Below are 20,459 nucleotides of genomic sequence, written 5' to 3' on the forward strand. Positions count from 1 at the left end.
TATAATATAATTATTGTTAATATCTTGCAAAATTAGTCTAGAGAAAAATAAAGCTTCGCTTCATATTTAGATGACTTAATAAGGTAGTAACACACCGAGTGTATATTTTATTGCAATTTATTATGCTCACTCTGCTTAATCCATAATTTGAATGAGTATATAAGTGCTGTTTGGTTAATTTAAATGTGGAGTACTGGTAAGAAATTTTACTGTACTTCGGGAAAATAAACACAACCCAGTCAGATTAAATTACAAAAGGAGTTTACAACGATGACAACAGCTACAAAAGGATATGACCCTCAGTTTCTAGGCAGCGATTATGTAATTGCCTACCCTACACTTACGGGTACCGTGAAAAACAATGCATTAAATAATGGGGAAATTTTCGACTTTACCAACTTCTCGCTTGTCATGAATAAGGAAACCAAGTTCGCTGCATACTCGTTGGCCATCATTAACCAATCCCAACATCGCAGCATTCAACGCCAAAATGACGATTGGCATTATGACGAACGTATCGGTGAGCACAATCAAGTGGGAGAGGAGGTGTACCGTAATAATGATTGGGATAAAGGTCACCTTACTCGCCGAGATGATGTATGCTGGGGGGAGCAAGCGCAGAAGGCAAATGATGATTCATTCTGTTGGGCTAATATTGCATTACAGCATCATGATTTTAATACGGGAGTGTGGAAACACCTGGAGGAGTGGTTAATTGAATATATGGAACCTGACCAAAAATTTATTGTCAATACAGGGCCAGTTAATAAAGGTACGGACACGGAGTATTGCGGAATTCATCGTCCTTCGGGATGCAAAATTAAAGTTCCCTATGGTTTTTGGAAATCCATAACGTTTGTTAATAGAAATCACGAGCTGCGGACGTTGGCTTTTATTATTCGTCAGTACCATAACCAGCAAGATAATTTAAATAGTGGGCTCAAACCGATGGAGACATATCAAGTTCCTTTAACCGCCATAACAAGAGAGACGGAGATTGAGTTCGACCAAAAACAATACGACACGAACCCTTTATTTTTCTTTACAAATTCAGTAACAGAAACAAAAGGAATTCAAACTCCCGAAGTCTATCTTATTGAGAAAAAGAAGGACTTGATCGTAGACCGCAACCTTTAGAAAAGTAACTCGCATCTTAACTATTGATCTATATTAATGGAATAAATATAAAGCCTACTCGGAAGCAATGAGAGTAGTAGCTAGCCTCTAACATATGAGTAGAAGTGGACTTATCGTCAAATTTCAAATCATCTCGCTATATGGTGATTTTGGAACTACGAGAGTCCATTTTTTATAACGGTTCTCTATGAAACCGTAAATGTATTTATCTATATCCAAAAATCATTTCGTTCATTTTTGGTTTCGGGGCATTTGCCAGATTAATGGCTGTCGATACCGATTGTTTCTTCAAATGAGTCTCTGAATCTAACTGGGAACCCATTTCGTTGTATCCATCATTTCAACTTAGAAAGAAGTAACTCCCGTTCCTCCCTCTCAAGAAGTCTCCATTGGCCCCGTTCCAGATGATCCAAGGTAATATTCATAATTCGAACACGTTCCAACTTTAGCACTCTGTACCCCAAAGCCTTGCACATTCTGCGAATTTGCAGATTCAGCCCCTGCGTCAAAATAATGCGGAACTCGCATTCGCTTGTACGATCAACCTTGCACGGTTTGGTTATAACGTTCAATATTTCAACGCCGCGAGACATAGCTCCCGTGAAATCGTCTGTAACGGGCTTGTCTACGGTCACTACATATTCCTTCTCATGACCATGCTCGGAACGCATCATTTGATTGACAATGCTTCCATCGTTGGTTAATAGAATGAGTCCCTCTGACGCTTTATCCAGCCTGCCAATGGCAAAAACCCGCGAAGGATAGTTAACATAACTAATAATATTACCTGCCACCTGTTCCGCTGCGGTACAAACAATGCCTATAGGCTTATTCAGAGCCAAATATACAGGTTCGCTATGATTCTCCGGAATAGCCTCGCCATCGATCAGCACGATATCCTGTGGCTCTACTTCCGCGCCCGCTTCACAAACGTTGCCATTAATTGTAATTCGCCCTGCTGCAATCAGCCTATTGGTTTCCCGACGTGAGCAAAATCCTGTCTCACTTATGTACTTGTTAATTCTCACGATTCACCTGCTTCTGATTGTAATATGCGAGTATAAGTAAAATAATTAAAAAAACACCTGATTGTTCTTGCTTAATCAGATGTTCGCCGTTTACGACAACTTATACTTTCCCGGCTTATTTGCTACTGTTGCCGCCGCTTTTATTCCTTGTTGGTTTGGCACTGCCGCCTTTTGTGCCACCTACCGCTTTGCTTCCCGGTGCGCTTGTAGAAGCGCTTTTTGTCCTTACTGGCTTCGCGGTTTTGTTCCAGCGTGTCCAGCCCTTACTACCTGTACCTCTGCCGGTCCCGCCGCCCTTGCTTTTTCCACCCATATGATCACCTCAAAAGTCGTCGTTCAGATTTAACTAAGCTATCATACCATTACTTTGTACATAATGCCCATTTGTTTTAAAAATTGAGCGTATAAATTGAAAATGTTCTTGTAAAGCAGTCCTGATCTACTTAAATCTGTGATAAGTAGCTTTTACTCGTTTGTTACATTTGTATTTTTAGATTTTCACCTCGCAAAATTAGGTGCCAAAAAAAGGACAGCATAATCATGTGAAAGATCACACATGTTAGTCTGGGCGGCAAGAAAGATTTTTCTAAAATTCCCTAAGAAGTAATTTAATGTAAAAAGGAGGAGTGTTGAATGAGTACTGATGTAAAGCTATACGTGGCTCGCCATGGTATTGGGACTGGTAATCAGCCGGATGCTCCACTCAGTCCAGAGGGCTTTAACCAGGCTGAACAGTTGACGGATTTTCTGTCCCGAATGGAGGGACTGCATGTAGACCGTTTGATTTCCAGTCCATATACGCGAGCCTGGCAGACTGCGGAAATCATCGAAGAAAGATTAAAAATCAAACTTGGTCCACCTGGAAACCGCCTTAGAGAACAAGGGGTAAGAGGCATTACCGAAGAAGAATCGGATGAAATGGTTATCCGTCGGGTTACTGACTTCGTAGAAGAATTGCTGAAAAGCGGTCAACAGACCTTTCTGCTCGTCTCCCATCGCTTGATCATAACGCTTCTGTTGCGTCACTATGCACCGGATTTTGTTGTGGAGGATATGAAGAATCCGGATCTTTTTCTTTTAACGTTTAGTGATGGAAAATGTCAAGTGAAGCATTTGTGGAATACGGAGCAGCCTGTCGTAATTTAATTCAAAAAAATTCAGGAGGTAATATAATTATGCAAGGAATGCTGGAAAGAAATCGCATCACCACTGTTACCAAACCGGATGTATCCAACATGTCTGTTTGTATCGAAAATGTAAAAAAGGCTGTTCTCTCCAATCTTCAAGGACCGCCAGATCCTACAGACTATCATCAACTGATGGGAAGACTGCATGCGGCAAAAGCCAAGCTTCCAAAAATTTATCAGGAAACGGTTGCCTTCCCTTTTATTAAAGTACTGGAAGAGCTTGGGCAACAGGGATTCACTGAGATTTTGCTCCAGGACCCAAACAGAAATAGTACAGCTAGACTTATGCTGGATATCGCCCAGAGCATTTTGCAAAACGGAGAAGGTTATAATGCCCTTGCGACCGATGCGTTTCAGGAGATTGTCAGTGACCTTTATGACGGTTTTCTTAGTGCGGAAGATCGTGCAGGAATAAAACAGCCGGATCTTAGCGTTATCCCGGCACTTGTGAAATGGGGGGAACCGGAAAGTGGCCCGTTTACGTGGCCTGCTGACGCCACAGCCGTATTCAAAGTAAAAGCGGCTATCGTCAATCTTCCCCCGGCCCATGCAACAACTGGATTATTGGCTTGGTCCAGTATCCCGCATGAAGTATGCGGTCATGATATTTTGCATGCTGACCTGGGCCTGCTTCAAGAGCTGTCTAATGTCGTCAGAACCAGATTGAATAGCGAAAATATCGGACAAGGATTACCGAATTATTGGGCTTCCCGTATCGACGAAACCGCTTCGGATATCTTGGGTGTGCTGAATCTTGGCCCAGCAGCATCTATCGGTTTAATCGGTTATTTCCGGGGCATGAATGCCGCTTTTTCAGGAAGAGCCCAACTCCGAAATGAAGGACCGTCTGGTGATCCGCACGCCGCAGATATTTTGCGAGGATACTTGGGAGCTTACGCCACCGCACTGTTGGAATTTGAACATGCCGGAGCATGGGCAGATGTCATTGAATCTGAAACCGACAAGGATTTGTCGAGTATTAAGCTTAACGGCAGAGCAATCGACGCTGAAACGGCAAAACGTTCTGCACGAATTGTGGCTGAAGCCATTATGAAGACTAAACTCGCAAGCCTTGAAAATCACAGTCTGGATGAAATCCAAAACTGGAGAAACGAGGATGAAAGCGTCGTCGCATTTTTGCGTACTTTGTTGCAAACTACCGGCTCGCTTACCGATGAGCACCGCACAGGCTTCTACGCCGCGCATGTAGTGGCAGCCGCTATTACCGAGGGTCTTTCACACGAAGCGGATCTGCAAGTGATATTTAGTCGGATGATGTCATTGTTGAAGCTGATGCATGATGCAAATCCAGTTTGGGGGCCACTCTTTGTGCAACATCCCGGCGATATTTCACGACATCTGCTCTATCATCCAGCCACTCCAAACCTGATTTCCCTTTAGTCAATCCATAATCTTAATAATCTTAACCCGCAAAATAATTTGCTTAAAGACAAGCAGCCTTTTTGCGGGTTACTTTAATTCCAATACGAGGATTTCATAAAAAAGACGCTAGCGATACCCCTTAAAAGTTTGCGTTAGAATGTCTATGAACACGTGGTATTTTTGCTAATGTACAGGTTAATAATGAAAGATAAGAATTTAGCCTGTGAAGGAATTAGCCATAAAGGAGTGAAACACATGTCTGTTGATGTTTATCTTAATTTTAATGGAAACTGTCGTGAGGCAGCAGAGTTTTACGCAGAGGTTTTTGGTACAGAAAAACCACAAATCATGACGTTCGGTGAAGCACCGCCCAATCCCGATTATCCTCTACCAGAAGAAGCCAAAAATTTGGTCATGCATACGCGGCTTCAAATTGATGGTAGTAATGTCATGTTTTCAGACTTTTTTCCTGGTATGCCTTTCGTAGCCGGAAACAACATCAGCCTCGCTATCGTCAATAAGGACGAAGAGAAAATTCGATCGTACTTTCATAAGTTAAAAGAAGGAGGAACCGTAAGCATGGAACTTCAAGAAACATTCTGGAGCAAATGTTACGGCAGCCTTAAAGATAAGTTCGGAATTGAATGGCAATTGAGTTATGACAATGAAGAATCGCCCAAAGAACAATAAAAAAGACGTTAACCCTGTCGTATTTTTGCATGGACATGAGTTAGCGTCTTTTCATTTATCTGCATTTAACTGGCTTTCGACAGCAAGTAAAGGAAATAAGGGGTAACCAGTATGGTGATAATAATTCCGGTTGGAATATCTGCACCAAAACTAATCGTCCGAGTAAGTGTGTCAGCAATCAAAATGACGAGAGCTCCAACCAATGCCGTCGTAGGTAGTAATAGCTTATGATTAGGCCCTACTAGCTTGCGGGCTAGATGGGGACTGACCATGCCTACAAAAAAGAAATTTCCGCCAAGTGCCACGCTACCAGAAGCGAGCGCCACGGCTGCAATCGTCAAGCTGATAAATTCCCTTTTAATCGCTACACCCAGTCCCGATGCCGTCTGATTCCCCAAATTCAACGTATTGAGTGTGTTAGACCTGTAAAAAACGTAAATGCAGGTGATAAGCACCCACGGGAGCAGCACCATAATATAGCTCCAGTCGTCCCCCCACAGGTCTCCAGCCTGCCATCTCAGAGCAAAGTCATACTGTTGCTTGTCTAGCCGGAGTGTCAACATCAGAGATAATGCGCTGTAGCCACTGCCCATAGCGACACCGGTTAAAATTAAGCCCGTAGGCGATATGTCTCTTCCCCGCCTGAAAGCAAACATAAAAATCAAAAAAGCTGCCGTAAGGCCGCCTGCAAAAGCCAGTCCTGGAAGAAGAATAGGCGATAGCAATCCTTCACTAGGGAACAACGTAATATACATAAGTACAAATAACCCTGAGCCTGAGCTGATGCCGAGTGTCCCCGGGCTGGCCATGTCGTTTTTGAGCAAGCTTTGCATAATACAGCCTGATATCCCCATGCCAATACCTACCAATATGGAAAGCACAATACGTGGCAATCGAAAATCAAACACGATCAGGTTCTGCTTGCTCGTTCCTTCGCCAATGATGACCTTGAAAACTTCGAGTGGAGAAAGGTTCATTTTCCCAACATTCATACTGAGTACAGCCACTAGCAGCGTTAGCACTACTAACAGTAAAATAATGCTAATCCCCCTGGTATTACGGGACAGTTTCAACTAAACTCCCTCCTCTGCTTGCGCACAAGGTAGAGAAAATAGGGTACACCCACCAACGCAAAAATAATGCCAAGCGGTGTTTCGTGAGGGCGATTGATCAGTCGTCCGAGTAAATCCGCCGCCAACAGAAAGACTGCTCCATACAAAGCTGAGGCCGGGATAATATACCGATAATCCGTTCCGACCAGATGGCGCATAATGTGTGGCACGATCAAACCAACGAAGCCAACAGGGCCGACCACAATAACCGATAACCCCGTTAAAATTAATACAATTAAGGTTGAAAACAGCTTAATCCTATTCGCACGAATACCCAAGCCTGATGCCACATCCTCCCCGAAGCTCAAAATCGTAATTGAGGGAGAAAGCGCGATGGCACAGACCAAGCCCACTACAAACAGTGGCGCAATGAAAGCTAATTCACCCCACTTGGCACTGGCTGTACCACCAGCAGACCAGTAATCAAGTGCTTGGCCAATCTCATACTTAATAGCGATAAACGTACTAAACGCGCCAAAAAGCATGGAGATGGACATTCCTGCCAGCACCAGTCGCTGAGGCGTCATTCCTCGCTTGCCTATAGATGCGATGTAATACGTAATGCCCGTAGTGATTGCTGCACCTAGGCAAGAATACAGCATGGTTTCTCCGTAGGTGCGACCAGGCAAAAAGGCCATACATAACGCAATAGCAAATGTCGAGCCTGAACTTATGCCAATGAGTCCCGAATCCGCTAGTGGATTACGAGTGGTTCCCTGCATAATCGCCCCACATACAGCCAAGCTGCACCCTACAATGATATCTGCCACAGTGCGCGGAAAACGCAAGGTGTGAATAATCTGATGTTCCGTAATATTGGGATCAAACTGAAATATAGCACCCCACGCCAGCTTTAAGCTCATTTCCGCAGCACCAAAGGTAATGGATGCTGCGGTAACCACCAGGAGCAGGAACACGCCCACGATCATGTAGCCTATAAAATGAAATATTCCTTTTTTATTTGGTTCTTTGTGAGTAGACATCGATTACACCCTTAGTAGGTCAATTTTGCATCGTTACTTAGCCTGTTCCAGCAATTTGCTAATAATATAATCTAGTTGTCCCGTCATACTAGCAACGTCCGAATAATAGAACAGTCCTGCATATTTCGCTGGAATTTCGATGATATGTCCGTTTTTAACGGCTGGGATACTGCTCCAGATTTTTGTCTTTGCATATTCAGATTCCTTGCCCTCCTGCTTAAACCAAAGGACATAATCTCCAAAGTATTCAGCAGCTACCTCGTAGGATAAAGAACCTCGCCTCTCTCCGGAATTTTTAACCAATGTGTTGAGCTTTTCCGGTTTATGAAGTCCAAGATAATTGTAAAGCAACGTTCCTCCACGTGAGCCTGTTTCATAATAAATTCCGTAGGAGCCACTGCCCCAGTCCTCGAAAATGCTAAACGTTTTGTCCTTGAATATGTCGGAATTTAGTTTTTCTTTGGCCTGACTCAGCTTGCTTTCAAACAGTGAAATCACTTTGTCCGCTTCTGCTTCATGTCCTGTGGCCTGACCAAGGAATTTCAAACGTTCTAGAGAGGTCATTTTATCCTCAGGTATCACAAGAACAGGCGCAATTTTAGACAGCTTATCATAATCCTTTGTATCATATGTAATGATGAGATCAGGATCATACTTCATAATTTCCTCAGTTTCCCACTTTTCAATATTGGGGATGTCGTTAAACTTATCGTAAAAAGGCATCGTTTCTTGTTTCCAGCCCATTACTGCCGCTGGCTTAATCCCTAGTGTCAATACATCGCCAACATACCAGTTCACTACTACCCGTTGAGGATTAGCGGGCACCTTAATATCTCCTTTTATCGTAGAGACTGTACGCGTATCAGAATCCCTGCTTACCTCTTCCTTCGTGGACGACGCGGGTTTAGCAGATGAATCAGAGGAACTGCCAGCATTCCCACAGCCTGAAATAACGAAGATCATTACGAATAGTGCACATAAAATCATGTGAAATCTCTTGTTCATCATACGATGCATGTTGTAAATCTCCTTTGAAATATAGTAAGTGCAAAACATACTTAAAATTAGTGATATTGATAATCATTATCACTAATTTTAAAGTGTAAATTTTACCTGAGTGATTGTCAACTGTTTCTTTAAGTTTTTGTTTTACTTTAATGGGTTCTCCAGTGCTCCCCTTCTATTCGCTTCATGCCATTCCTGATAGATTCCTCCAATTTCATAAAAAGCTTTACTAATTGCAGTTGTCAGCTCCTTCGTGATCTCCTTGGTATATTTTAAATGAGTATTTATGTTATCCACTTTATATTTGCGAAGCAGACTCAGATGAGCAATGATGTGAATCGTATCTTCGATGATCCAATAAATCACATCCTCTACATCTTTCGTAGGCTTGTTCAGCATTTGCACTCCTCTTTCGTACATGAGAAGAGTATAGCCCCGCTCGCCAACTTGCACATACGGACTAAGATCATCGTAAAAATCCGTACGGAAAGGTCGACTTACATATTGCTCATACTGGTCTTCATATATCGAAGTATGTTCAAGCAGTTTAATGGTCATGTCTATAATTTCCCGTTCGTTATACACTTTTTTCATCAGATTTTCCCTTCGATATTTTAAACTGGAGGAGACAGATCATGTATGCAAAAATAGACCGTCACTCCCAGGAGCGGCGGTCTTCATGTTTACAGGGAAAGGAAACTGGGCAGATACCATTTGGGTATGTAGGTGTGAAAGTAATCATACGCCTCCAAAACCTCTTCAGCTCGATGAACCATATCGTCCACTTCTTTTTTACCAAACTGGATTGCCCAGTGGATCGATGAAAGCTGATTGCTCGCAATATACAGTGCCATTAATCTAAAAAATAAATCAGGCACATCGTTATTAAAATAACCGTGGATACGACCTGAAGCAAACAAGGGACTTAAACCTGCGCACCAGGTAATACGGTTGAATTCCTCCCAAGGATCGCCATAATCCAGTCTATTAAAATCAATGATACCCAGTTCACCAGATGGGATAACTACCATATTTCCCACATGATAGTCTCCATGCTGAAATGTCTGGGGACGATTTTTTAATAGATGGCGATGTTGCTCAATAAAGCTAATGGTTTGATCGGCTCCCTTAAAGGGAATGCCGCATGCTTTATAGTTTGTAATATATCTGTTGATTTTAACATTATAATATTCGGCCCATGGCGCTTGATCTTGCTCCGCAGGGATTTTGTGCATTTTTCTTAATATTTCTCCTGCTTGAGCCCCGAGTCGGTATTGGTCTGTAGCGTTTAACATGGGAATGGCCTTTTCCGCATCTTCCCCTTTGATCCAGGTAAATAAGGAGTATACGGACTGTCCGTTGTTGCAAATCCCAAAATTAAGCGGCCGGGACATTAAAATGCTCTCTATATGATCCAGCTTTTTTACAGCTTCAAACTCACGTTGTTTCTTTTCATATTGGGTGATATCCGCCATTCTCAGCAACAATTCTCTACTGTCGATGGTTTGAACATAGTATTTCATATCTTTTGACCAGCCTTTATGAATCTCATCCACATTATTCCACGTACTGGAGCCCGCGATTTCACTAAAGATTTGATTCACGCTATGACACCTCCCACGTTAAAATAGCCTTGTATAGAGCTATACCGTTTTAGCAAACATATGCTTTCCATAGTTTATCTTTAAAATGACAGAGGAATCAATCTTCTTACTGGGAGTGGTTCATTGTTATTCCTCCTTGCTGCGCGGCTAACGCATATTCATCCCACAACCTAAGAATTGCGATATTCCATTCGTGAGAGCATGTCCAACCTTGATCTCCATTTGATACTGTAGATTGTGCAACCGATCGATCTGTGGATCTAGTCATATACGCAGCCTCCTCATTTTATCATCGCATCCTTTAAAACAACTCATCATTCAGAAAGCCCAGTCTAAGCTTTAAATCCATTCATGTAAATGTGAAAATCCAGACATATCTTCGGGGTATTATCCTCTAAAACGAAGAAAAAGCTGTAAATATTCGATATATCGTAACTTTCTAACGTTTAACCAAAGCGTTTTATAGGCTATATTAAATTTTAAGTAATAGGAATAAGAATAGGGAGGTTTATTCATGTTTAAAAATACTTTTAAGACGTTTGGCGTCATTGGTAATATTGAAGCGGTCTCATATCTGCTGCTTGTATGTATCGCTATGCCGCTTAAATACGCAGCCGGGATGCCGCAAATGGTAAGCTGGGTGGGGATGATCCATGGGGTACTGTTCGTGGCTTATGTAGTTGCGATTGTAGCCATGTTGATTTTTCGCAAATTGACGGTATTACAAGGGCTTATTGCTTTGATTGCCTCGCTGCTGCCGTTCGGTCCTTTCATCTTTGACCGTAAGGTGCTGAAGAAGGCGGAAGCGCGTATGGATCATGCTACTCCTGTTAAATCTACATAGGCACATACAAAAATATTTTACGTAAAAACACGTCTTTCCGGGGCTTCTGTAACCTTGGAAAGCCGTGTTTTTATTTGGTATTGTAAAATGTTACTTTCCGAAATTCTCCAAGCTTTCGTAATAGTCATCTGACGGAGATTGAAAAAGGGGAGCCCCATTTTGTCATGATTTCATTCCTTAATATTATGTAATCTTATAGACAAATCCCCCACTAATCTCTTGGGTAATTTACACTCATAATGTCCATAAAAGGAACTTTGTCCGTTTCACCATTATTCTCTACATGAACCCTGCCCGTTCTTGGGTCCATTTTGACGATCTGCCCGCGGGTTGTTTCTTGACGTCCCCATACGGTCAACACGACTTCGGATTGCTCTTGCTGTGCTTCTGCAAGCTGGTTCCCGATTTCCTCCAGCACAAATTCATCCCGGGTAGGCCGTTTGGCCACCTTCGCCTTTGCCACTTGCTTTCACCCTTCCTTTACTGCAAAATCAAATTCATTCTATTTTACCATACTTTTCATCATTTGGTGCTGGTAATCTGAGTTAAATCGTGTCACTTGCGTATAAAAAAGAACCGATTTTCTCACGAACAAGAAAATCGGCTCTCAAAGCTGGTCAGCCAGGAAGCAATTCCATATCCTTTTTTATTTGATCAGCTGTGGAATGTAATCGGCTACATTATAAATAGGTGCGCTGCTCTGCTGAGTAAGGGCCAGAATTAAGGCGCCTTCCAGCATGGAAATAATAAGTACCGCCAGACTATGTGCCTTTTCCTCCGTCCATCCCGCTGTCTGAAGACGTTCCATATAGATATGTTGCCAATCTGTAAACGTATTCACACAGGCACGCCGTAACGATTCGCTGATGCAGGAAGTTTCCGCAGCAGCCCAAAATCCCATAGGCATAAAGCCATTAAAGTTCGTTTGGTCCGCTTCCTCCGCTGTATTGCGGATGAAATCCTGTATAGCGAGCACAGGGTCCTCGTTCCCTGATAGCGTTTCTTTCAACTTTTGCTTAATAAACTCATTCCCTCTTCTGATGCACTCCAAAGCCAATTCCTCTTTGCCACGTGGAAAATAATAATAAAGCGAGCCTTTCGGTGAGCCACTCTCCGCAAGAATCTGATTGAGTCCGGTAGCGTGGTAGCCCTGATGAAAAAAGAGCCTCGAAGCGGTTTGTACAATATTTTCATATGATTCGGGTTTAGCAGCCATATACAGCATCCTTCATTAATATAATATTTACAATTTTTATTTTGACAAAAAAATAACTTCATGTTTATTATATATAGACCGATCGTTATAATTCAATACCCATCAATTTATTGGAGGAACAAAAACAACATGAGTACAATGAGTCAAACAAGCGCTCCATCTGATCCTAAGACATTCAAGGTGATGCCTATTATGATTGCCCTGCTGCTTAGCGGCTTTATCGGAATGTTCAGTGAAACGGCGTTGAACATTGCGCTGAATGATTTGATGCAGATTTTGCACATTACAACAGCAACAGCCCAATGGCTGACCACGGCCTTTCTGCTGACACTCGGTATTTTGGTACCTGTATCGGGCTTGCTGCTTCAAACCTTTACGACAAGACAGCTTTTCGTCACATCACTGCTGTTCTCTATTGCGGGTTGTCTCGTTGCTGCATTAGCACCAAGCTTTACGGTGTTATTGATCGCTCGCATTCTTCAAGCCGTCGGTACGGCGCTCTTATTGCCGTTGATGTTTAACACCATTTTGATCATTTTCCCGGCTGAAAAGAGAGGCGCAGCTATGGGGATCATCGGATTGGTTATTATGTTTGCTCCTGCGGTTGGACCTACGATTGCGGGTCTGGTGCTGCAAAATCTGTCCTGGCACTGGATTTTCTGGATCTCTCTTCCGTTTCTGATTCTTTCGCTGATTTGCGGTATCTTGTTTATGCAAAACGTTTCGGAGATTACAAAGCCGAAAATTGACATTCCATCTATCCTGTTGTCTTCCATTGGCTTCGGTGGTGTCGTGTTCGGTTTCAGTAAATCCGGAGAAGGCGGCGAAGGCTGGGCTAGTCTGGTAGTTTTGCTCCCTCTGATCATCGGCTTGGTATCTTTGATTCTGTTCTCTGTACGCCAGTTGAAAATGAAGCAACCGATGTTGAATTTGCGCGTCTTTAAATATCCGATGTTTGTTATCGGCGTTGTGATGGTCTTCCTGTGTATGATGACGATCCTTTCTACAATGCTGATTCTCCCGCTCTTTTTGCAAAAAGGGCTGGCCCTGTCAGCTCTGTCCGCAGGATTGGTGCTTCTGCCTGGCGGAATTATCAACGGTCTGTTGTCACCCATCATGGGCTCCCTGTTCGATAAATTCGGTCCAAAATGGCTCGTTATTCCGGGACTTGTGATCGTTGCCGCTGTCTTGTTTTTCCTGTCAGGCATTACGACGACATCAGCTATTGTACTCATTATTGTCCTGCATAGCTGCCTGATGATCGGTATTTCCATGATCATGATGCCTGCTCAGACAAACGGCCTAAACCAGCTACCCATGGATCTGTATCCGGACGGAACTGCCATTATGAGCACGCTCCAACAAGTCGCTGGTGCAATCGGTACAGCCGTAGCGGTAAGCATTCTCTCCAAAGGCATGGACAGCTATTTGAGCCAATCCAGTATGCCTGAATCTGTAAATGAAATGGCCAATGCCATGGCAATCGGATCTCAGAATTCATTTTTCTTTGCGATGATCATCAGTGTGATCGGGTTGATCCTTGCGTTTTTCATCCGCAGAGTTCATGTTGAGCATGGCACTGCTAAAGCTCCCATGCATTAATTAATAAATTCTTTATATCTCAAACTAAAAATATCTTAAAAAACTTAAAGGCTGCTAACCAACTCACTATTGGTTAAGCAGCCTTTTTCTTATACCTCTATATACATATTCATACAATTACATATTTACAAAGCTCCCCCATTTGGTTACGATATGATTCATGAAGTAAAGTGTAAAAATTACGATTACTATTAAGGAGGATTCCCTGTTGTTTAAGCGAACGTATTTTAAACTATTTATACCTGCGGTAATGGCGGTGATAATGGCAGCCTGCGCTTCATCTCCATCAGCTTCACCCTCTCCATCGGCTGCACCACAAGATAAAAGTGTGACCTTATTGTTCAATGTGCAAAGCCCTTCTATAGATCCTCATGCGGATGTAAATTACACAGCCGTTCGGGCTGGAGTAAGTGAAACACTGATCAAAGTGAACAAGGATCTCAAGCTGGAAGCTTGGCTTGCAGAGAAATGGAACAGCAAGGACGGACAGCACTGGACCTTTAACATCCGACCGGGTGTGAATTTCCATAGCGGTAAAGCCGTCGATGCCGCTGCTGTCAAAGCATCCTTGGAAAGAGCACAGAAGCTCAATCCATCGGTCAAAAATGCGCTGCATATCCGTGATATTCATGCAGACGGACAGATTTTGAGTATTACGACAGACAAGCCTTTCCCGGAATTTGTATCTGAGCTGGTTCATCCGAATACCGCTATTATAGACACCACAGCTACAGGTGACTTCCCATCAGGAACGGGACCGTTCAAGGTTGTCAGTTTCCGTGCCGGAAGTGAACTGAATTTGGATCGCAACGATCAATATTGGAACGGTGAAGTAAAGTTGAAGCATGCGAAGTTCATGTTTAACGAAGACGCCAATGCACGTCAGCTTGCTTTTCAAGCCAAAACTGCCGATATTGTGTATCGTCCGCCAATTGAAAGTCTGGAGCTGCTGAAAGCTGATTCCACCGTTAAGGTTGATTCTCTTCCTAGTCTGCGGACGCATCAACTTATTTACAATATGAACAATACTGATCTGAAAAAGACGCCTGTGCGTAAAGCATTCGATAACCTGATCCATCGGGATGAGATTGCCAATGGTATCATGTCTGGTCAGGGAACCCCTGCTCAAGGCCCGTTCTTGTCCGACTTTCCTTTTTCACCGAAATATATTACGAAAAAGTTTGATTTGAATGCCGCACGAGAAGGCTTCAAGCAAGCTGGATATACGGTGCAGAACGGAAAAGTTACGAACCCCGACGGCAAGCCACTTCATCTCACATTGTTAACTTACCAGTCGAGAGCGGAGCTTCCACTCATTTCACAACTGATTCAAGCTAACGCTAAGGAGCTTGGCATTACGATTGATATCCGTCAGGTTGATAATATTGACGAATATCTTGCCGCTCATCAGGATTGGGATTTGGCGACTTACAGTAGCATTACAGCCCCGCGCGGTGATGCAAGCTATTTTCTGAACGCGGCTTACATGCCTGAGGGAGCATTGAATTACGGGCGTGTGCGTGTACCAGAACTGGAGGCTATGATTACACAACTGAACACAACCGTGAATGAGGAACAACGCAACAAGCTGGCGCTGGAGGCTGTCACGCTGATTGACCAAGAAAATTTGCAATCCTTTTTGGTCCATCCCAACAACGTAGTGGCCTATCGCAATTACGTACTTAACTGGGTAACAAGCCAAAGTGAATACTACCTGCTGACCCAGGACCTGGATGTGAACTAGCATGCTCAAATCCATCGCCAAAAAGTTTCTTGAACTTGTATTGTTCTTTCTTATTCTTTCCTTTGTGAGCTTCTGTCTGCTTAAGCTTGTTCCGGGCGATCCCGTCCGGAGCATTCTCCGAGTCGATGATGTAGCAGTGTCCAATCAGCAAATTGCGGATATGCGCAGCCAACTGGGGCTGGATCAGCCATTACCTGTGCAATATGGTAAGTGGCTGGTTCAGTTGCTTCAGTTTGATTTTGGACAATCTTATTTAACCCATCGTCCGGTATTTACAGAGTTTATGGAAAAACTGCCTTATACACTTCTGCTGACCGGAGGCTCTCTGTTCATTATGCTGCTGATAGCTCTCCCGTTGGGAACGATGGCTGCGCTGTACCGTAATCGCTGGATTGACAGTGCCAGTCGTGTGTTTGCCTTAATCGGTTCCTCGATTCCTAGTTTTTGGCTGGGGCTTTTGTTTATCGAGTGGTTTGCGGTTAAATTGCGCATTTTTCCGTCTATGGGTGAAGGAACCGTTTTTCATTTGGTACTCCCTTCCCTTACCTTGGGATTGGCAATGGCGGCCGTCTATGTACGAATGATTCGCGCAAGTTTGATTGAAAGCTCGGGGCAAGATTTTATCAAAGCGGCACAAGCCCGTGGAATCAGCCCAGTTCGCATTTTTTTCAGACACATGTTCCGTCACAGTCTTGTTCCACTCATAACGGTATTCAGTGAGAGTATAGGCAGCCTACTGGGAGGCACGGTCGTGATTGAAGTGCTATTCGCCTATCCGGGGCTGGGCAAATGGATTGTAGATGCTATTGCCGCGAGAGATTACCCCATTATTCAGGGCTATACCGTATTTATGGCCATGTTCATTGTATGTATCAATATCTTGGTAGAGCTGTCCTACCGTTGGGTCAATCCTGAAATCGCTTTGAAGGAGAAACGTTTATCATGATAAAATCCGTACATGCGGAAAACAGGCGGCTCACCAGGACACGATTGTCCAAAGCATGGATCGTGTCGCTCTCCATCCTGCTCATTCTTGCAGCAATTACAGTCGTTCCGTTCCTTGCTCCGCAAGATCCGTATCGTATCCAGATGGGGAATCGGCTTCAACCGAACAGCGCTACGCACTGGCTGGGAACCGATCATTTGGGAAGAGATGTGTTATCGAGAGTGATAGCAGGAGTTCAGACGACTGTCGGAACCAGTTTGTTGATTTTGGTCGTTTCACTGGTTGTCGGGGTTCCTCTTGGTCTGCTTTCAGGATTTATTGGAGGCTGGATGGATCGTGTATTCAAACGGGTGGTCGATGCCTTCATGACATTACCTGATTATATTTTTGCCATTGTACTGAGCGGCCTGCTCGGACCAGGCTTAGTGAATCTTATTTTCGCGGTGACTGCGGTAAAATGGGTTGGTTATGCACGGCTGGTGCGCAGTACCGTTCTGGCTGAAAAGCAAAAGGATTACATTTCGTTATCCATACTGGCGGGTACCTCCTCTCTGCGGATTGTCATGCGGCATATTCTCCCCCATGCAATTGGGAATGTTCTGGTACTGGCTACGCTGGATATTGGCAAAATCATTTTAATGATTGCCTCCCTATCCTTTTTGGGCTTAGGTCCACAGCCGCCAATACCCGAATGGGGCACCATGCTGAATGAAGGACGAGTGTATTTTCAAATGGCTCCCCATCTAATGCTGGTTCCCGGGATAGCTGTCGTGCTAACAGTGCTACTGGCGAACGTGCTTGGAGACAAGCTGCGCGACCGTTATGATGTCAAAACCCGGACGGAGGAGTGAACTGCACATGCGGCTGACTATTGAAGGCTTGACGATTCGATCAAAAGCAAAAATAATTGTAGAGCAACTGGGACTTGCCGTTCGTCAGGGGGAATGGTTTGCACTTGCCGGCGAAAGCGGTAGCGGCAAAAGCATGACTGCGTTCGCTATTGGTGGCCTGCTCCCCTCTTCTGTTACAGCGGAAGGAATCATTGCGTGGAAGGACAATAATTTGCTAGCCCTATCCGCTAAACAAAGACGCTCCTTGCTTGGTAGTGAAATATCTTACATTTTTCAAGACTATCACGGGGCCTTCACCCCCTTTCTACGTGTGGGCAGCCAACTGGACGAGCTGATGCGCGCTCACGGCAAACAAGATCGCAAGGCGCGTAAGCAGCGCTGTATCGAGGTGCTGGAGCGCGTACAGCTTCCCGCCGAGCGTGTGTACCGCAGCTATCCGTTCCAGCTCAGCGGCGGTCAATTGCAACGGGCGGCTATTGCGGCTGCACTGCTGCTGGAGCCGAAGTTGCTCATTGCGGACGAGCCAACAACCGCGCTGGATACGCTCACAGCTCATCGGGTGCTCCAGCTCATTGACCAAATCCGGACGGAAACAGGCATTTCCGTCTTGTGGATCACTCACGACCTGCGGCATGTACGCAAGTATGCGGATCGAATCGCAGTGATGCGTGCAGGTTCACTGGTTGAAACTGGCGAAACGCAAGCGGTGCTGAATCATCCGGCCCACCCGTATACACGTCGCCTACTGGCGGCTATTCCGCCGCTGTCTCCGGGCGCTCCAGCACGTTTGCCATACAACAGCACCGAAGAACAGATTGCATCGGAAAGGAGCGCTTTACATGAATGATCAAGCCACCTGCGCTCAGCGGCAAGACACGTCTAATCCTGTCGTTACCGTCTCCGGTTTGACGAAGGCTTACGCGGGAGGCAAAACAGTGCTACAAGATGTTGCACTGTCGATCTCACCCAGAGAATGTCTGGGCGTCGTCGGAGAAAGTGGCAGTGGGAAAAGCACACTCGCTCGCTGTATTTTGACATTGGACCCGTTTGATCAAGGTGAGCTTAGACTGGATGGACAGTCTATCCGGGGGTTAAAGCGGAGCGAATTAAAACGGATTCGCAGCAGGCTGGGTGCGGTATTTCAGCATCCTGCTGCGGCTTTGAACCCCAGACTAACCATCCTGCAATCACTGATGGAACCACTGGACCAGCTCAAGTACTATGTTCCTTCCTTTATGGCGGGTATGCCCTCAGGACGTCGGGATATAGCAGAACATCTGCTTGGTATGGTAAAGCTTCCAGCCAGCTATCTGGATAAGTTTCCACATCAGCTCAGCGGTGGGGAAAAGCAGCGTGTAACCATCGCGCGCGCCATCAGCACAGAGCCGGATTTTATCGTATTGGACGAGCCAACAGCAAGTTTGGATGTGACCACACAAGCCACCGTTTTGAATCTGCTCAAGGATTTACAGGATGAGCTTGGGCTGGCTTATCTGTTTATATCCCATGATCTGGCGGCTGTGCACTTTATGAGTGATCGAATCATGGTCATGAAAGATGGCAGTGTGCTTGAGCATTTTTCCAAAGAAGCATTATTTCATTCGGATCGCCATCCCTATACACAATCGTTACTGGAGGTTTTTTCAACATGTTGCCTTCCCACCGAGCCTATCTTGCTTTAGCTATCCCTTTAATTATTTCGACGATTACAACCCCGCTGCTCGGTGCGGTGGATACAGCAGTAATCGGTCATTTGAGCTATTCTGCATATTTAGGCGGTGTAGCAGTGGGTACTCTCATTTTCAATACTTTATATTGGCTGTTTGGCTTTCTGCGAGTCAGCACATCAGCTTTCACGGCACAAGCCGCGGGGGCACAAAATAACGGCCAGAGCATAGCCGCTCTCATGCGCCCACTGGCGATCGCTTTACTCATCGGTGCGGCATTCATTGTGTTGCAAAAGCCGATCCTGCTAGCTTCTCTACAGTTAATCCATCCTGCTCAAGATGTGGCGGCGCAGGCAGCGATTTATTTTAACATTCGTATTTGGGGAGCCCCTCTTACACTGGTGAACTATGTGCTGCTCGGCTGGCTGATGGGTTTGTCCCGCGTGAAGGCGACATTGTTTTTGCAAATTTCGATGAACGTAATCAATATGGTATTAGCTATTGTATTTACACAGATTATGCATTGGAATGTCACTGGTGTAGCAAGCGCTACTCTGATTGCGGAAGTTCTTGCATGTGTATTTGGTCTTGTGCTGGTGTTCCGTTCATCGATTTGGAGAGAATGGAAGCGAAGCGGGCCGATGAATTGGCGAGGATGGTTTGGAGTCTCAGAGTTGAAAAGTGTCATGGCGACGAACCTTGATCTCATGATTCGTACAGCCTGTCTGCTGACGATGTTTAATCTGTTTACGGCGCGCAGTGCGAGCTTTGGAACCGATCAGTTGGCAGCGAACGCTATTTTGTTGCAGATCCACTACATTATAGCTTACTTTTTTGACGGGTTTGCTAACGCCAGCAGCATCATGACGGGGCAGGCTCGGGGTGCCGGGGATCGTAAAATGCTCCAAAGAGTTATCCACTTGTCCTGGTTCTGGACGCTGGTTACCAGCGTAGTGACGGGAGGATTGTATTTGGCACTGAAAGAGCCGCTTATCTCACTGTTTACGGATAATGCTACGGTGATCAGCCTTACAGCCCCTTACAATGGCTGGCTTGTGGCCTTTCCGCTAGCTGCCGGACTGGGACTGGTATTCTACGGTGTGTTCACGGGGATGTTGGTAACGTACCCCATCCGTAATTCTATGATGATTTCATTGGTCTGCTTTTTGATCGCTCTCTTCTGGTGCGTTCCTCATTATGGGAATCATGGACTTTGGCTGTCCTTTATCGTGTTTGCATTAGGACGGTCACTGTTTCTTATGATCTACTTGCCTCGGTTGCATAGGATATAACAGCTTTTTTACATCATTATATTTTTAAACACCAAAACACACAAAAATAAGCCGCAAAACCTCGGATTATTGGAGGCTTGCGGCTTTTCTAGCTTTAGAATTTTTCCTTCGGTTTGTAAGATTGGCACACCTAAAAGCAGCGGAGAGGACGGAACGATTGCGGAAAAG

General features: G+C 44.7%; 21 protein-coding genes. 12 read left to right on the top strand and 9 right to left on the bottom strand.

Features of this window, described 5'->3' with window-relative positions; all coding sequences use genetic code 11:
* Nucleotides 1-270 precede the first annotated feature (270 nt).
* Nucleotides 271-1,137, top strand: coding sequence for a DNA/RNA non-specific endonuclease (locus AC0WRU_RS12420; protein WP_476124739.1), 867 nt, complete (start codon nt 271-273; stop codon nt 1,135-1,137).
* A 335-nt stretch (nt 1,138-1,472) separates the two neighbouring features.
* Here AC0WRU_RS12420 and AC0WRU_RS12425 read toward each other — a convergent pair whose 3' ends face one another.
* The gene (locus AC0WRU_RS12425) at nt 1,473-2,165 is read right to left on the bottom strand and encodes a pseudouridine synthase (RefSeq protein WP_476124740.1); all 693 of its coding nucleotides are present in this window, start codon (nt 2,163-2,165) and stop codon (nt 1,473-1,475) included.
* A 115-nt stretch (nt 2,166-2,280) separates the two neighbouring features.
* The gene (locus AC0WRU_RS12430; protein ID WP_476124742.1) at nt 2,281-2,478 is read right to left on the bottom strand and encodes a DUF3934 family protein; all 198 of its coding nucleotides are present in this window, start codon (nt 2,476-2,478) and stop codon (nt 2,281-2,283) included.
* Between the two features lie 320 nt (nt 2,479-2,798).
* Between AC0WRU_RS12430 and AC0WRU_RS12435 the strand changes: the two genes are divergently transcribed.
* From AC0WRU_RS12435 to AC0WRU_RS12445, 3 genes are all read left to right on the top strand, one after another.
* Nucleotides 2,799-3,311 carry a histidine phosphatase family protein gene (locus AC0WRU_RS12435; RefSeq protein ID WP_476124744.1) on the top strand — a complete coding sequence of 171 codons (513 nt, stop codon included), beginning with the start codon at nt 2,799-2,801 and terminating at the stop codon, nt 3,309-3,311.
* Between the two features lie 29 nt (nt 3,312-3,340).
* Nucleotides 3,341-4,753: a hypothetical protein gene (locus AC0WRU_RS12440; RefSeq protein WP_476124746.1), complete on the top strand. Its 1,413-nt coding sequence runs from the start codon at nt 3,341-3,343 to the stop codon at nt 4,751-4,753.
* A gap of 237 nt (nt 4,754-4,990) precedes the next feature.
* Nucleotides 4,991-5,425, top strand: a complete 435-nt coding sequence (locus AC0WRU_RS12445; RefSeq protein WP_476124748.1) for a VOC family protein — start codon at nt 4,991-4,993, stop codon at nt 5,423-5,425.
* 65 nt (nt 5,426-5,490) lie between these two features.
* Here AC0WRU_RS12445 and AC0WRU_RS12450 read toward each other — a convergent pair whose 3' ends face one another.
* The 5 genes from AC0WRU_RS12450 to AC0WRU_RS12470 all read right to left on the bottom strand — a co-directional run bounded on the left by AC0WRU_RS12450 (nt 5,491) and on the right by AC0WRU_RS12470 (nt 10,129).
* On the bottom strand, nt 5,491-6,498 hold the full coding sequence (locus AC0WRU_RS12450) for a FecCD family ABC transporter permease (protein WP_476124750.1): 1,008 nt from the start codon (nt 6,496-6,498) through the stop codon (nt 5,491-5,493).
* Entirely contained in the window at nt 6,495-7,520 is a 1,026-nt protein-coding gene (locus AC0WRU_RS12455; protein WP_025685703.1) for a FecCD family ABC transporter permease, read from the bottom strand. Before AC0WRU_RS12455 ends, AC0WRU_RS12450 begins: the two co-directional genes overlap by 4 nt.
* A 33-nt stretch (nt 7,521-7,553) precedes the next feature.
* Nucleotides 7,554-8,537: an ABC transporter substrate-binding protein gene (locus AC0WRU_RS12460; protein WP_476124752.1), complete on the bottom strand. Its 984-nt coding sequence runs from the start codon at nt 8,535-8,537 to the stop codon at nt 7,554-7,556.
* Between the two features lie 132 nt (nt 8,538-8,669).
* Nucleotides 8,670-9,119 carry a hypothetical protein gene (locus AC0WRU_RS12465; protein WP_476124754.1) on the bottom strand — a complete coding sequence of 150 codons (450 nt, stop codon included), beginning with the start codon at nt 9,117-9,119 and terminating at the stop codon, nt 8,670-8,672.
* Between the two features lie 89 nt (nt 9,120-9,208).
* A complete protein-coding gene (locus tag AC0WRU_RS12470; protein ID WP_476124756.1) occupies nt 9,209-10,129 on the bottom strand; it encodes an aminoglycoside phosphotransferase family protein in 921 nt (306 codons plus the stop codon).
* Between the two features lie 514 nt (nt 10,130-10,643).
* On the opposite strand from AC0WRU_RS12470, the gene AC0WRU_RS12475 reads away from it, so the two are divergent.
* On the top strand, nt 10,644-10,973 hold the full coding sequence (locus tag AC0WRU_RS12475) for a DUF3817 domain-containing protein (protein WP_476124758.1): 330 nt from the start codon (nt 10,644-10,646) through the stop codon (nt 10,971-10,973).
* A gap of 211 nt (nt 10,974-11,184) precedes the next feature.
* Here the strand turns inward: AC0WRU_RS12475 and AC0WRU_RS12480 are convergent, their stop codons facing one another.
* Nucleotides 11,185-11,436: a YolD-like family protein gene (locus AC0WRU_RS12480; RefSeq protein ID WP_025685709.1), complete on the bottom strand. Its 252-nt coding sequence runs from the start codon at nt 11,434-11,436 to the stop codon at nt 11,185-11,187.
* Between the two features lie 183 nt (nt 11,437-11,619).
* The gene (locus tag AC0WRU_RS12485; RefSeq protein WP_025685710.1) at nt 11,620-12,189 is read right to left on the bottom strand and encodes a TetR/AcrR family transcriptional regulator; all 570 of its coding nucleotides are present in this window, start codon (nt 12,187-12,189) and stop codon (nt 11,620-11,622) included.
* Between the two features lie 138 nt (nt 12,190-12,327).
* Between AC0WRU_RS12485 and AC0WRU_RS12490 the strand changes: the two genes are divergently transcribed.
* The 7 genes from AC0WRU_RS12490 (at nt 12,328) to AC0WRU_RS12520 (ending at nt 20,291) form a co-directional block, all read left to right on the top strand.
* Entirely contained in the window at nt 12,328-13,791 is a 1,464-nt protein-coding gene (locus AC0WRU_RS12490; protein WP_476128632.1) for a DHA2 family efflux MFS transporter permease subunit, read from the top strand.
* 208 nt (nt 13,792-13,999) lie between these two features.
* On the top strand, nt 14,000-15,535 hold the full coding sequence (gene nikA, locus AC0WRU_RS12495; protein WP_476124761.1) for a nickel ABC transporter substrate-binding protein: 1,536 nt from the start codon (nt 14,000-14,002) through the stop codon (nt 15,533-15,535).
* 1 nt (nt 15,536) lies between these two features.
* On the top strand, nt 15,537-16,481 hold the full coding sequence (nikB, locus tag AC0WRU_RS12500) for a nickel ABC transporter permease (RefSeq protein WP_476124763.1): 945 nt from the start codon (nt 15,537-15,539) through the stop codon (nt 16,479-16,481).
* On the top strand, nt 16,478-17,332 hold the full coding sequence (gene nikC, locus AC0WRU_RS12505) for a nickel transporter permease (protein ID WP_476124765.1): 855 nt from the start codon (nt 16,478-16,480) through the stop codon (nt 17,330-17,332). Before nikB ends, nikC begins: the two co-directional genes overlap by 4 nt.
* Nucleotides 17,333-17,339: 7 nt before the next feature.
* Entirely contained in the window at nt 17,340-18,179 is an 840-nt protein-coding gene (locus AC0WRU_RS12510) for an ABC transporter ATP-binding protein (RefSeq protein ID WP_476124767.1), read from the top strand.
* Nucleotides 18,172-19,014, top strand: coding sequence for an ABC transporter ATP-binding protein (locus AC0WRU_RS12515; protein ID WP_476124769.1), 843 nt, complete (start codon nt 18,172-18,174; stop codon nt 19,012-19,014). The genes AC0WRU_RS12510 and AC0WRU_RS12515 overlap by 8 nt, the downstream gene beginning before the upstream one ends.
* A complete protein-coding gene (locus AC0WRU_RS12520) occupies nt 18,981-20,291 on the top strand; it encodes an MATE family efflux transporter (RefSeq protein WP_476124771.1) in 1,311 nt (436 codons plus the stop codon). The genes AC0WRU_RS12515 and AC0WRU_RS12520 overlap by 34 nt, the downstream gene beginning before the upstream one ends.
* The last annotated feature ends 168 nt before the right edge of the window (nt 20,292-20,459 follow it).

This window comes from Paenibacillus sp. 1-8, from assembly GCF_056316205.1.